The sequence below is a fragment of the Bradyrhizobium sp. CCBAU 11434 genome, assembly GCF_028128895.1.
Classification (GTDB): Bacteria; Pseudomonadota; Alphaproteobacteria; order Rhizobiales; family Xanthobacteraceae; genus Bradyrhizobium; species Bradyrhizobium zhengyangense.
Genome location: NZ_LBJX01000091.1, coordinates 124,454 through 137,750, shown reverse-complemented (window position 1 = coordinate 137,750; position 13,297 = coordinate 124,454). Strand labels below are relative to the sequence as shown.

The window sequence follows — 13,297 nt, the reverse complement described above, 5'->3', positions numbered from 1 at the left end:
AAGAAACAGCTGATCGGAAATGTGCTTGTGTCTCGCGGGTGACGGCCTCTGTCCCAGGAGGCAAGAGCCTGTCCGGAGGCCCCAGCATCATCATGCCCCCCGGCCCGATGCTGGGGCCACCACGGGCGCCGTTTCTGTACGAGGCGTCGATTGGACGAGACTTGGAGAGTCCTATTTGCGATCAGTGCGACGGCTGTTGTCGCCGTTGGCTCATTCTTCGCCATCCGGTTTATTATCGGTTTGCACCTGTGACTTCGATCTGAATTGATCACTGCCCGGGTGGCCTACGATTGCAAGTCGTGCATCGCCGCGCTCGAGTCGGGGCCGAACGTCGGCTGTAGTCCGCAATCCTTCGCCACTGCCGCCGATACTCTACGCCGGTGTAAGGAAGACCATTGTGTTCGTTGAGTTAATGAACATGGGTTACAACCAACCCATGGACCCCAGAGATTCGACAGCCATCAAGAAGGCGCTTGAACTTCAGAAGGCCCGCCACCTTGCGGAGGCGGAGGCCGAGATCGCGCGACATGGCCGAACTGGAACGCCTGCTTATAAAGTACGGATTGCAGGTTGTCAGCGCCGGATCGGACAACGGTGTGGATGGCGTCGGAACGGAGTAGGCGTGGCGCTGCACCGGTCTGATCCACTGGTGCGGCGTCACGCCCGTTCTATAGTAAATCCTTGGAAAAATGCAAGGATTCCCGGCCGTCTGTCCTCATTGAATGGTTTACAACTCCCGCCATGAGCAAGCGCCAACCGGACGACAAGTACTCTGAGGCCGAGGCCCAAGCCCGCTTCTTGGATGCGCTCAGGGCTGGCTTGAAGACGGCGCCCAAACCATTGAAAGATAAACCGAAGGTTGGGAAGAAGAAAAAGAAAACGGGCCGAACGTAGATTTTCAGCCCTCTTTCACGGAATCATGCCCCCTGCAATACTACCGGTGGGTGCAGGGAGAAAACCGGTGAAACGTACTGTAGATGCGCTGCGATATATTTGGAGATGGTGGTCTGGATTAGACTGGCGAGTGCGCGCCGTTTTGGCGATCGGAATCGTCACGTTTGCGCTGACCGGCTTTGCCTACTGGTTGAGGATAGGGCTCGATCCATCAACTCACTTCGGCGCCATCTTTGCGTCATGGGTATCAGGGGTGGCGCTGTTTGCAATTTCCGGCGTCGCAATTGCCGTAATTACGTTGGCGCGCCCAGAATTGGAGCCCTTCGATACGAGGGCGAGGATTCTCTTTCGTAGGCAGACCGGAAAACACATTGATTACATTGTAGGCCGCATCAAAGACATTCTTGAGCACTACGCAGAAGAAACCGAACAGAAAATCACCATTCGCGACTTTCATGTGGGGGAGAAAAAATTCTGGGTCTCCACCTACAGTAGAATATTGGTTAGAAGCTATATTGACGACGTTGAGACTACTTATGTCTCCTCAATCGCACGACGCGAAATAACCGCCCCTCCACAGGGAGGTCTATCCAATCGATTGGTGTTTGCTCGGGTGGATGGTGTGCCAGTTGGCGCGTCAGAGGATTTTACAGACGAGCTGGAGAGGCCAATCAACTGCCGCATTGATCGTGATGGCGTTTGTGAAGTGACGTCCCAAGTCGACTTCTGGATTCAGGCTGAATCCGAGGAAAACAAACACAGGCCCAAGCGCTATACCCAAGTCCTAAAGTTCCAATTCGAAAATTTGATCTCCCCGGGGCGACCGGTTGACGTTCTATTTACGACCAACGGAACAGACTGGTTACCAGTGCGATTGGAACCAGGTCAGGTTAAGCAAGTTGTTGAAATAACTGACGTTAATCCGGGTATGGTAGCGTTCAATTTTAGACTTAGGGCATCTTGACGCCAGCCACCCGACCTCTAAATTGGAGGGCGAAGCATGGAGGATCTAATGAAACTCAGAGGCATCGATCCCGGCGTCTAACCGCCCGGGATGTTTATAGTTCTTGCATCTAGCCAATCAAAGAGGCCGCCGGTTCGCGGCCTCTTTCATTTTCGTTTGCCCGCCGCCTTCAGAAGCCGCCGTATCCAGCGGCCGAAATCCCGCTCAGTGAGATTGCCGGTACGTCAGACGTTTGCCAGCAGCCCCCTTAATGGCGCGGTCTGCACGTTCCCATCGTTGATTCCAAGCGCGACTCGGTTGCTGTAACGAAAATCAAACTCTGCAAGATACCGGTGATGATGTTTTTCGGCGCAATGCTGATAGACGCCCTTCATGCCGCGCTTGAAAATGCTGTAGTAGCCCTCGACCGTGTTGGTATAGGCCTCGCCGCGAACGTATTCGTCCTGAGTGGTTGACGGTGTCGTGGCTGGCGAAGTCGGGACCAATGACCTTGTAGGAATACATTTCGTCGGTCATCAGCCGGGCCTCACGCGAGATGTTTGCGCGAATGATCGGCTGCAAGTCGCCAACGCGAACGCCGTCAACGTGGAAGCTGCGGGCAGAGCCGCCGCGTTCAACCAGGGTCAAGACAACGGTCTTGTTCGACCACGCGCGGCGGCCGGTCTTCGGCTGGCCTTCTAGAAGGCCATAGAAAATCTCGTCAGCTTCCACGACCTTGCCGCCTTCACCCATCGGGGCGAGCAAGCCGCCAGCACGCATAGCCTCGCGAATGCGATGGGAAAGAAACCAGGCCGTCTTGTAAGTCACGCCAAGCGAGCGGTGGAGCTGGTGCGAGCTAACGCCCTTCTTGCTCGACGCCATGAGATAGAACGCCTGCAACCAAACGTGCAGCTTGATATGGCTGCTTTCCATCACGCTCTTGGTCGTGACGGAGAAGTCCTTGCGGCATTCCTTGACGCGGCAACGGTAAACGCCCGGCTTATTGGTCGCGAAGGACTCGTTGACCGTCCCGCAGTGTGGGCAAACGCGCTCGCCACCCCAGCGGATGCCCTCAAGGTACTCGCGGGCTGCTTCGGGGCTCTGAAAGTGCGGCGCGTTGAACTGGGACATACCCACAACTCCCTAGGACTGCTGAATCCTAGGACTTGCGGTTTGTGGTGTCAAGTATATAATCCTTAACTCGACGCGCGTGCTTCTTATATAAGAGAGGGAAGAGCTTCTTATATAAGATCGGCCGTCGTCTCTGGCGCCCGCGCCGCCCCAGCCTTATGGTTAATGGAGGCTTACTGCGCAGCGGATGGGATGGTTGGGAAGAAGAGGGCGCCAAAACGGGGCAAGCGGACGCCGATCGGCGACCGGGTTCAGTTCTTGACGATGATGCATCCTGGTGTGATCGCGGACATCAAGCAGGTCGCGACCGAGGAGCATCGGGCCGCCAGGGACTTGATGGAGCAGGCGGCCATGGAGTTTTTGAAGCGGAGAAAAGCGAAGAGAACATTCTGAAAACTTTCCCTTTTTCCTTGCGGTTGCCTAGTCGCCGCGGTTCAATTTGCCGCCTGGGGACCGATGGATGAAGCTGTTTGGTTACCTTCCGGAGACTCTGTTCAAGCCGCTGTCGGGGCCGAAGAAGCACGTCTACGCCCGGTTGCTGATGCGCCTCTATGAGAGGGTCTACTCGGCTCGCATCCTTGAGACGCCGCTCAGGGAAGAGGTCGTGAAGCAGATCGAGATCGGGCTGTCGGAGTTCGGCATCGGCTCGATGGGCGATCTTGCGGAGGGCGATCCGGAGGAAGATCAGACCACGAGCCAAGCCCACTATCTCGCCTACTATCGACTGCGCGACACCGGCTGGCTGACGGAAGAGACCGAGAAGTGGCGCACATACGTCGACATGAACCCTGACCCCTTCATGGTCTTGGGCGCCGTCGTCGATTTCGGTAACAGCCGCGTGCGTGTCGCCGGCGCCGTGGTGGACGTGAAGAACAACCTGGACGCTGCGTTCCGCGAGCCGGAGACCATGGCTCAGGGTCTCGCTAATGCCCACGAGACGGCGGCGCGGTTCGCCCGCAGCATGCGCCGCATCTTGGCTGGGATGCGCGAGATCGAAGATCGCATTCTGGGCAATCCCAACGCGGCGGCCATCCTTCGCACGTTCTTCCAGGACTTCGTCGATGGGCTGCTGATCGCCGACTACAAGCAGCTGAAGACGTCTAATAACCCATATCGGCATCGCCGGACGATCGCGTCTCTTGCGGGGGACATGCTCGCGGACGCCGAGCGACTTGGCAAAATCGCGCGCGCCTATATCGAGCAGGGCGTCATGCCGGCCGGCGCCACGATTGCCACGGCCGAGGATCGCGTCATTGCGGAACTTGAGAAGATCAAGAGCGTGTTCGAGGACGTCGGTCCCTTCATGGACAAGATCGAGGACTTCAGGGACCGCCTCGAGCGCCGCATCCGCACGACCGTCCATTACATGGACGTCATGGGGGAAGGCTCCGCCGAGCGGATCGTTCGGCTGATCGAGCAGCTTTCGAAGATCGACAGCGACGAGGTCGAGATCCGTTTGAGGTCGCCGGATGTCGGTCTGCCGATCACGTCGCTTGCGCTGTACACCCCGCCGCCGCCGAAGGCTCCGCCCGAGCGGACGCGCTTCAAGGTGCCGAAGCAGGACCCTTATCTGCGCGCCTATGTTCAGGCCACCACCGAATTCGATCGGATGGTGCGAGTTTCCGACCAGAAGCTGCTCGAGTTCGCTCGCCAACGGATGCAAGGTCGCGATGCCGTTTCATCCGCCGAGATCGAGATCCAGAGCATTGCGGACCTCTTCGCCTACCGGGCTATCCCGAACTTGGCCGCGGTCGGTCGCTCCGTGCGCTTGGGCGAATTCACGATCACGCTTGAAGAAGGGCGTAGTGCGAACGACTGGATCGACGTGACCGCCTTCCGGATCGAGAGAACAAGGACCTCGGCTAATGTTGCGTGATCTTTCCAAGCTCATCGACGACGAGGATAGCGAGGGCGGCGACGGCGAGCGGCTGGAGAAGGAGCTGCGCCAGGCTGCGCAGTCGCTCTGGCGTGCGCAGTTCATCTACGAGAACGACTGGGGCATGAAGACCTCCTACGAGGTACTCCGCCGCTACACAGGGTACTTTGAGAAGCTGTTCGACGCGCTCGGATACCGGGTCGTAGGCAGGCCGAATGATGGATATGTCGGCCTGGTGGCGAACGAACTGCCTCCCCGTCAGAGCATGAAACTCGACGAAAGTCTGCTCCTGCTGGTGCTGCGGCTCCATTACGAGGAGGCGTTCACGCGGTTCGAGGCCAAGGAATTCGGTGAGGTAGAGGTCGAGAGCGAGCAGATCCTGCAGATTTACGAAGATCGGACTCATCGGGAGCGGCCTTACTTCGGGCGGGTGAAGGAAATCCTGGCCGGCTTCCGGCAGCGCGGGCTCGTCCGGATCGAGGACCGTGACGACAGAAACTTCGCGCTGTTCCTGCGGCCCGCCCTGCCGATCGTGGTCTCCAAGGATACGCTCGGCTCTCTGGAGGAGTTCGTGTCGCGCGCCGCCGCGGCAACGGCAAAGGCCGACACCGCGAGCGAGGTGCAGGCGTGATCGAACTCCGTCGCATCATCCTGGTCGACTGGTATCTATTTCGGGCGCAGCAGGTCGATATGCGCGGCATGACCGCTATTATCGGGCCGAACGGCGCAGGGAAATCGGCGATCATCGACGCCGTACAGACCGTGCTTTCCGGTGCGAGCATGGCCAGCATCCGGTTCAATCCAAGCGCCCAGAGCAACGTCAGGAGCAAGCGGACGCTGCGCGACTACTGCCTCGGCGTGGTCTCGCTCGACGAGAAGGGCGAGCGGTCGGAGCCGACGCGCCAGCATGCCTACACCTACGTCATCCTGGTCTTCGAGGACCTGGCCGACGGCTCGGCCATGAGCCTGGGCGTGGCCTTCTCGGCATCGGCGACGAGAAGCGACGAGGCTTGCGAGGCGCGCTTCATCGCAAAGGCCGCGCTGACGAAGGACGACATCCTGGCTCCTGTCGGCGATGACGAGGTCGAGACGCTACAGTGGCATGCGGTCCGCAACGCCTTGCGCGCCCGCAACGTCGAAGTCGACGATGCGTTCTCGAGCGCAACCGACTTCGTAGCGGAAGCGCTCAGGGCGCTGTCACCGGCGGGCTTCCCTCTCGACCCCAGGCGCTTTCAGAAGGCCTTTCGGAATGCCCTGCTGCTGAAGCCGGTGGACAATCCTACCGACTTCGTCCGGAACTACGTCCTCGACGTCCAGCCTCTCCAGGTCGATAGGCTTCGCCGCGGTATCGAACATTGGCGCACGTTGACCCGCCGCATCGAAGAATTGAAGGCGCAGAGCGCCAGCTTGGCTGGGATCCTCCGTATCGTGGCGCGGGCGGTCGAAAACGAAAGGGTCATTGCGGTAACGGGCTGGCAGATCGCGCGGCTCGAGTGGGAGAAGTTTCGGCGGGAGGCTAGGAGGCAGGAAGAGGTCATCGCGCAGCTCCGGAGCGCCGCGAGCAGAGCCGAGGTCGACGCGGTAGCGGCCGCAGCGAAACACGCCACCCTTGATGCCGAACACAAGACCGTCGAACTCTCGATCAGGACTAGCGACGGCGAGCAGCTTGCCCAGATGTACGAGTCGGACAAGTCCGCAACCCTGAGCCAGCGCGCCAACGCGATGGCGCCCGTCAAGGAGATCGAGGGTCTCATCGCTTCGATCAGGAAGGCCGTCGATCGCAATCTGTTGGTTCGCCGCGACGATTTTTTGCACGCGCTGCTGAGTGCGGTGGCCATTGCGAGGGGAAGGGCTCCACTTTCGGAGTGGGACAAACCCCTTCTGGAGCACTGGAGGGATAGTGCTTGCCATCTGGACGCGGCGCTTGCGGCTGTCGACCAGGAGCGGCTCGAGGCGGCGCGAAAGACCTTTTCGGACGTCCATTTCAACGCCCGCGTGGCGACAAGGGATCTGCAGGATCGCATCGATCAGATCGACAGCAATCTGAAGCGCATGGACCAGGGACTGAGCCCGATCGAGCGAGGTACCCGGGATCTGATCGATCAGCTTCGTTCGCATGGGATCGAAGCCGAGCCCTTGTGCGATCTAGTGGAAATCCGCGACGACAAGTGGCGGATGGCCGCCGAAGCCGTCTTGGGACGGTCGCGGGAGGCACTGATCGTCGAACCGGGTCGAGCCGTCCGAGCCCTCGAAATCTACCGGGAGGGCGGAGAGTTTTCGTTCCAGCACGCCGAGGTCATCAACACGACCAAGACCGACAGCACCAGGCCGGCAGAAAAAGGCTCGCTGGCACAGATCATCAGCACGGAAAACCGGCATGCGCGGGCTTTCCTGAACTATCGCCTTGGCCGGCTAATGATGGTGGAGACCATGAACAAGATGGTCGCCGCCGAGAACGCCATCACACCGGACCGCATGATGCAGGGCGGTCGGACGGTCCGACGACTTCCTAAACCCGAGCAACTCAAGCTCGGACGGTCCACGCAGGCCCAGATGCGTCAACAGCTTCAGGCCGAGCGGCAGGAGCTCGCGCTGCAGCTTGCCGACCGGGCGCGCGAGGTTGGCCGGCTAGAAGAAGAGGCACGGCTTTTCGAAGACATGTTCGCCAGCTTCCAGAAGATGATCGAAGCTGGTCTGACATGCTCCAACTGCGGCGCAGACCTGGCCGCTTTCGACAGCAAGCTCGCCGAGATCGAGAAAAACATCGAGGATGCGAAACGTAATCGCGATCCCAAGCTCGTCGCCGAGCTGGAGCGCCTCGCCGCCGAGGTCAAGACGGCAAACCGGCTCAAGACCGAGACACAGGATGCGTCGACCCGGGCCCACAGCGCGAGAGATCGCGCCGAGGGCGCGTATGATGACTACATCAAGAAGAATCGTGAAGTCCTGTCAGGGGCGCGTCGCGCCCGCGCGCGCCAATTGCTGGACGAATTCCCGCAATCGAAGGACATGGGCGACTACCGGTCGAAGGTGGCCGAAATGGCCACTGAGTCCGTGTCGGACCGCATCGCCGGGCTGACCGCGGACCGGGAAAACCGTTCTACCAACCGGCGCTCCACTCTGATGCGGGAAATGACCGGGGCGATGAACAAGCACGGTCAGGAATTCCATGTCGTGCCGCCGTTCACCGCCGAGGAGGCGACGCCGTCAGCCGTCGAGCAGTGGGCGGCCGCCGAAAAGGACCGCTTGGATGCGCATGAATTGGTTCAGTACGAGGAGCAGTGTCGGAACGCTGCGACGGAGATGACCTCGGCATTCCGGGACGATCTTCTCCATCGGCTCGACGATGCCTTTACCGGCATCAAGTCCACCCTGAACGAGCTCAACCGCCACCTGAAGGATCGCCAGTTTCACGGGCGCGACTACTACTCGTTCAGGGCGCTGGAGGCTCCGACCCACGTCGACATGATCGAGCTCGTCGAGGAATCCAGAAACCCCGAGTTCGATCTGCCGCTTTTCGGAGACCGCAGCGAGGATGCGAGCTCACCGATGATGCGCGCAGTGCGTCAGATCGAAGAGATTCTGTCAAACCCGGAGGCGCGGACCGAGGAAATCGAGGATCCGCGGAAGTATTTCAACTTCGAGCTTTTCATCCAGGATGCCGAGGGCAAGATCCGTTCGTCGCTGACGAGCCGCGCCGGTACGGGATCCGGCGGCGAAGGGCAATTGCCGTTCTACATCGCTATCGGCGCCTCCCTGGCCGCGACCTACCAAAACCGTCGCACCGGCGAGAGCGGGCTGTCGCTCGCCATCTTCGACGAGGCCTTCAATCGGCTGGACACCAAGGCAATCGGCCAGTGCTCGGAATTCATGCGCGATCTGGGTCTGCAGGTCATGCTGGCCACGCCTGACGAAAAGCGGCACGTCTTCATGGAGGTCGTCGACACGGTCGTCAACGTGAATCGGCTGGGCAACCAGGTCATGATCGACACCGAATTCCCGACTGAGTTGGCTCGACAGGCGATCATTGCAGCCGACCCCTATCGCAAGGGCTTCGATGTATTCAAATCCGAATTGATCGCGGCCGAAAAGGCTGTGGCTGTCCCGCAGGACCAGGCCGCGGAATGACCGACGTTCGTACGATGGACGTCGGGGTCGAATTCCTCGAACGGCTGCTGGAGCGGAGCGAGCGCAATCCGGACCGCTCCAGACCGGCCTCAGCAACTCCGGACTACGACAGCCTCTCGACGGCGCAGCAGGTGAGCCGGTTTCACGACCAGATGGCGGCGGCGGAAAGGTTTGGCGCCGTCGAGGTGCAATGGGGCAAGCGGGATCGCAGCCATCTCATCGAGAGGGTTCGTGTTCGTGACCCTGAACTTCTCGCCAGACACCTTGGGAGGCCGACTGCGCCGGCGATCGCGCGGCGCCTCAGGGAAGACTTGCTCCCGCTCGCCGTAGCGGGGGAGCCTTGGGTCGTCAGTCTGTTGGATGAGATGACGGCTAGATGGGCACGAAACGAGGCCGCCTACCGCCTGACCGCCGGCCAGGCCGACGCCGGCAAGGAGTTCTTCACGCTGCTGGCGTCCATCTGCCGGCAGGAAGCGCGCGGGCTGGACGCGCGGACCTTTTCCCAAAAGGCGACGAACGACACGAAGGCCTTCGATCGGCATGCCTCGCGGCTCGCGGCCGTGCTCGGCGTCCGGATGGGACAGCCTGGTGCTGCAGCCGACGTGGTCTGGGCGCACGTTGGGCTGGAGCGCTTCAGCCACCCTATCCATCTGAAGGGGCTGGTGGCTGTGGAGGGGGCAAGGGGGCGCCTTGTCGATGGGCGCGCCAAGCCGTTCGCTTCGATTCATCCCGAGATGCTTTCGCAATTGGCGATCTTGGAGCCGCCCACGGCCATCCTGACTATCGAGAACTTCGCAAGCTTCAATCGACAGGTGCGCGAGATCGAGGATGGCAGCCTGGTTGTGTACACCGGCGGCTTTCCTGCGGCTGGCGTCATCGAGCTTCTGGCCAAGGTCCTGGCGCTCGTGCCCGCCGAGGTCCCCTTCCTCCACTGGGGCGACGTGGACGCCGGCGGCGCGCGCATCTTCAGGTACATGGAGGAGAGCCTGCCCCGGGGGCCGCGACCGCACCTGATGACAAAGGAGCTCGCCGAGAAAGCGGGATCGCCAGCGGACGCGGATCCTAGCCTGGCTTCGATCGCGAGATCCGACAGTGCGATCAAGGACCTCGCGGAGTGGTTGGCGTTCGGGTCGGCTGTGCGTCACTTGGAGCAGGAGGCGTTAGATCCAGAGGCGCCCTCCCATGCAGTGGCTTCGTCGGCACCGCAAAGCGTTCAGTTGGACGCCGGTGCGGCGGGTATACACGCAGAAAGGAATCCATGTTAGCCCGTCAGTTGCGTATAGGGATCGACAATCGGGCTGATTGATTCAGAAAGCTCGACACCAGTCAATTAGGCGGGCGTCGAGTTTCCCACCCATCATAAATCGCCCACTATGCCAATGGATTCCAGGGGCCCATTAGCCGCATTTTTCGCCCGAAAGTCAAATAGACCCCCCTCGACTCTTTCTCGCTTGCGCTTGAGCGGGCAGAAAACTCAGGCGAAGTAAGTGAGCAGCGTCAGTAATCTAGGAAAATCGAGTCACTCTTAAGGCGGAAATCGAGTCAGTCTTATTCGAAAATCGAGTCACTTTTCCAGTGTCCGCACAGAGCGATTACCGCGGCGTCCAGTTACGAGCATCCATCGGTGCTACGCTGCGACAGAGCGCAGCGACTTGGCTCATGCAGCAAGGCGCGGATCCGTGGCAGGCAGCGTGGTATCTCGGGATGTAGCTTGAGGTGCTGTTCAACACGTATGGCCATCACAATCCCAACGATTTGTCCGACAGAATCGAGTGCTACCCAGCCAGCGAACGAAAGGCGCGCGTATCTGGTGCGATATCTGGTGCGGTGCCTCCGATGAAACGAAACCGGGCTTGATAAGTCACTGATTTCATTGGTGGGCCCGGCAGGACTCGAACCTGCAACCAGACCGTTATGAGCGGCCGGCTCTAACCATTGAGCTACAGGCCCCGCCGCGAGACGGCCCGCGGAACGCGCGGCCGGCAACGGTGCGCGGTTCGTTTACAGGGATGGAGGCGGGGGTGCAATGCCGGGCCGCGCGACGCGGAACGTCAGCGCGACGTCGAGGGCGATTTCCAAATTACCGAATTTTGCGATGATGGCCTTATACGCCTGTTTTGCCCGACGGAACAACCGTTTTTTCGGTGGTTTTGATTTTTGCTGCCGTAACCCGTTGTGATCCCCGCACTTTCTACTGTGCATGGGGTTGTTTTGGTGTTTTGACGGGAGGGGGCCCTTAAGTCCCCTCCTGCCGGCCCGAATAAGCAGAGGACAGCCCGCTCAGTCCACCGAGACCCCGGCGAACTCCACGACCTTCTTCCACTTCTCGGTCTCCTCAGTGACGAGCTTGCCGAACTCGGCCGGCGTCATCGGCCTCGGGATGCCGCCATTCTCGGTCAGCCGCGCCGCCACCTTCGGGTCTTTCAGCGCGTCGTTGACGGCCTTGTTGAGGAGCTCGACGATTTCAGGTGGCGTGCCCTTCGGCGCGGAGATGCCGTAGAAGCCGACCGATTCGAAGCCCGGCACGGTCTCGGCGATGGCGGGCACGTCGGGCACCGCGGGCCAGCGCTGCGGCGAGGTCACGCCGAGTGCGCGGACATTGCCGCCGCGCGACTGCTCGAGCGCGGAAGGCAAATTGTCGAAGATCAGCTGCACCTTGTTGGAGATGATGTCGGGGAAGGCGATCGCCGAGCCGCGATAGGGCACATGCACCATGTCGCACTTGGTCATCGCCTTGAACAGCTCCGCGGACATGTGCACCGAGGTGCCGTTGCCAGAGGAGGCGAACGAGATCTTGCCGGGGTTGGCCTTGCAATAGTCGATGAACTCCTGGACCGTCTTCACCGGCATCGCGTTGGAGACGACCAGCATGTTGGTGAGCTGCATGATGCTGGCGACCGGCGTGGTGTCGCGCAAAAAGTCGAACGGCAGCTTCTTGTACAGCGAGGTCGAGATCGCGTTGTTGGGCGCGACGAACAGCAGCGTGTAGCCGTCGGCCGGCGAATTGATCGCGGCGGCGGCCGCGATGTTGCCGCCGGAGCCGGTGCGGTTCTCGACAATGAACTGCTGGCCGAGATGGTCCGACAACCACTGCGCCATGATGCGCGCGACGATGTCGACCGGGCCGCCGGCGGCAAAGCCGATCAGCCAGTGCACGGGGCGGTCGGGGTAGGCGGCGGAGGCGCGAGGGGTGGCGGCGAGGAGACCTGACAGCAAGACCAGCCCAAAACCAGCGCACCGCAAAATTCGCAACATGACGCCTCCCATTGCTTTATTGTTTGCGAGCATGCTTTCACAAAAACCGCCCGCTGCCTACATCGTCTCTGGTCGATGTTGACGCAGGCGCAGCCGGACCGATGATGAAATTCGCAATCGATATCCTTCTCGGTGCGGCGCTGCTGCTCAGTCCCGCTGCTGCTCAAACCGGAGGCAACGCCATTTCCACCACGACCATCAGTTTGGGCACCGCGACACCCGGCGGCGGCTTCCCGCTCTATGGCAACGCCTTCGCCGAGGTGATGAATGCGGCGGATGGCTCGCTCACCATCGCCCCGCGCAACACCAAGGGCAGCAACGAAAACATTCCGCTGCTGGAGAAGGGCGAGCTCGATCTCGCTTTGGTCGCGGGCGAGCCGGCCTATGAGGCCTTTGCCGGCATCGGCCGCGCGCCGGTCCGGCTGAAGATCCTCACCGCCATCTATTCCAACCCCGGCATGTTCGTGGTGCGCGCGGACAGTCCCTACAAGACGATCCGCGATCTCGTCGGCCAGCCGGTCGCGTTCGGCGCCAAAGGCTCCGGCCTGCCGATCCTGGCGCGCTATGTGCTCGATGGTCTCGGCCTGAAGCAGGACGACGACTTCAAGGCCATCTATCTCGATCGCGCCGGCGACGGCCCCGCGATGGTCGAGGATGGTCGCGTCGCAGCGCTGTGGGGCGCCGGCATCGGCTGGCCCGGATTTGCCGCGGTCGCATCGAGCGCGTCAGGCGCGCGCTTCATCGCGCCTGATGCCGAAGAGATCACGCGCATCCGCGCCAAGCATGCGTTCCTCAAACCGCTGACCGTGCCGGCCGGCAGTTACCCGAAGCAGAGCGAGCCAATCGCCTCGCTCGGCTCCTGGAGCTTTGTGCTGACGCGCGAAGACCTGCCCGACGATGTCGCCTATCGTCTCGCCAGGACGCTGCACGGCGTCGAAGCAACCTTCTGCAAGAAGCTCGCGCAGGCGTGCGAGACCACGGCGGCAAACACCGTCGCCGCCGCGCCGAGGCCGGAGCTGATTCATCCGGGCGTGATGAAATATTATCGCGAGATCGGCGTGGTGAAATGA

The 13,297-nt window shown here is 61.0% G+C and carries 9 protein-coding genes, 1 tRNA gene and 1 pseudogene; 7 read left to right on the top strand and 4 right to left on the bottom strand.

Features of this window, described 5'->3' with window-relative positions; genetic code table 11:
- Positions 1-961 precede the first annotated feature (961 nt).
- Positions 962-1,858, top strand: coding sequence for a hypothetical protein (locus tag XI06_RS22940; protein WP_271606570.1), 897 nt, complete (start codon positions 962-964; stop codon positions 1,856-1,858).
- A gap of 224 nt (positions 1,859-2,082) precedes the next feature.
- Here the strand turns inward: XI06_RS22940 and XI06_RS43955 are convergent, their stop codons facing one another.
- Both XI06_RS43955 and XI06_RS22930 read right to left on the bottom strand, forming a co-directional pair.
- Complete coding sequence (locus XI06_RS43955; protein WP_271606569.1) at positions 2,083-2,343, bottom strand: transposase; 261 nt, start codon at positions 2,341-2,343, stop codon at positions 2,083-2,085.
- Positions 2,297-2,968 (bottom strand): annotated as a pseudogene (locus tag XI06_RS22930) (IS1595 family transposase); the annotation flags it as partial. The pseudogene XI06_RS22930 and the gene XI06_RS43955, both read right to left, overlap by 47 nt.
- A 258-nt stretch (positions 2,969-3,226) precedes the next feature.
- Here XI06_RS22930 and XI06_RS22925 point away from each other — a divergent pair.
- From XI06_RS22925 to XI06_RS22905, 5 genes are all read left to right on the top strand, one after another.
- Positions 3,227-3,361 carry a hypothetical protein gene (locus tag XI06_RS22925; protein WP_271606568.1) on the top strand — a complete coding sequence of 45 codons (135 nt, stop codon included), beginning with the start codon at positions 3,227-3,229 and terminating at the stop codon, positions 3,359-3,361.
- 67 nt (positions 3,362-3,428) lie between these two features.
- Positions 3,429-4,844 carry a Wadjet anti-phage system protein JetA family protein gene (locus tag XI06_RS22920; protein ID WP_271606567.1) on the top strand — a complete coding sequence of 472 codons (1,416 nt, stop codon included), beginning with the start codon at positions 3,429-3,431 and terminating at the stop codon, positions 4,842-4,844.
- On the top strand, positions 4,834-5,475 hold the full coding sequence (locus tag XI06_RS22915; RefSeq protein ID WP_271606566.1) for a DUF4194 domain-containing protein: 642 nt from the start codon (positions 4,834-4,836) through the stop codon (positions 5,473-5,475). Before XI06_RS22920 ends, XI06_RS22915 begins: the two co-directional genes overlap by 11 nt.
- Positions 5,472-8,972 carry an SbcC/MukB-like Walker B domain-containing protein gene (locus XI06_RS22910; RefSeq protein WP_271606565.1) on the top strand — a complete coding sequence of 1,167 codons (3,501 nt, stop codon included), beginning with the start codon at positions 5,472-5,474 and terminating at the stop codon, positions 8,970-8,972. The genes XI06_RS22915 and XI06_RS22910 overlap by 4 nt, the downstream gene beginning before the upstream one ends.
- Positions 8,969-10,237 carry a Wadjet anti-phage system protein JetD domain-containing protein gene (locus tag XI06_RS22905; RefSeq protein ID WP_271606564.1) on the top strand — a complete coding sequence of 423 codons (1,269 nt, stop codon included), beginning with the start codon at positions 8,969-8,971 and terminating at the stop codon, positions 10,235-10,237. Before XI06_RS22910 ends, XI06_RS22905 begins: the two co-directional genes overlap by 4 nt.
- 609 nt (positions 10,238-10,846) lie before the next feature.
- On the opposite strand, the gene XI06_RS22900 is transcribed toward XI06_RS22905, so the two are convergent.
- Both XI06_RS22900 and XI06_RS22895 read right to left on the bottom strand, forming a co-directional pair.
- Positions 10,847-10,922, bottom strand: a tRNA-Ile gene (locus XI06_RS22900).
- Positions 10,923-11,252: 330 nt separating this feature from the next.
- Complete coding sequence (locus tag XI06_RS22895; RefSeq protein ID WP_271606563.1) at positions 11,253-12,227, bottom strand: Bug family tripartite tricarboxylate transporter substrate binding protein; 975 nt, start codon at positions 12,225-12,227, stop codon at positions 11,253-11,255.
- Between the two features lie 104 nt (positions 12,228-12,331).
- Between XI06_RS22895 and XI06_RS22890 the strand changes: the two genes are divergently transcribed.
- Positions 12,332-13,297, top strand: coding sequence for a TAXI family TRAP transporter solute-binding subunit (locus XI06_RS22890; protein WP_271606573.1), 966 nt, complete (start codon positions 12,332-12,334; stop codon positions 13,295-13,297).

What these genes read in the sequence shown, in the direction of transcription:
- XI06_RS22905 (WP_271606564.1), top strand. Translation starts at nt 8,969, where the DNA reads ATGACCGACGTTCGTACGATGGACGTCGGGGTCGAATTCCTCGAACGG.
- XI06_RS22890 (WP_271606573.1), top strand. Translation starts at nt 12,332, where the DNA reads ATGAAATTCGCAATCGATATCCTTCTCGGTGCGGCGCTGCTGCTCAGT.
- XI06_RS22895 (WP_271606563.1), bottom strand. Translation starts at nt 12,227, where the DNA reads ATGTTGCGAATTTTGCGGTGCGCTGGTTTTGGGCTGGTCTTGCTGTCA.
- XI06_RS22920 (WP_271606567.1), top strand. Translation starts at nt 3,429, where the DNA reads ATGAAGCTGTTTGGTTACCTTCCGGAGACTCTGTTCAAGCCGCTGTCG.
- XI06_RS22915 (WP_271606566.1), top strand. Translation starts at nt 4,834, where the DNA reads ATGTTGCGTGATCTTTCCAAGCTCATCGACGACGAGGATAGCGAGGGC.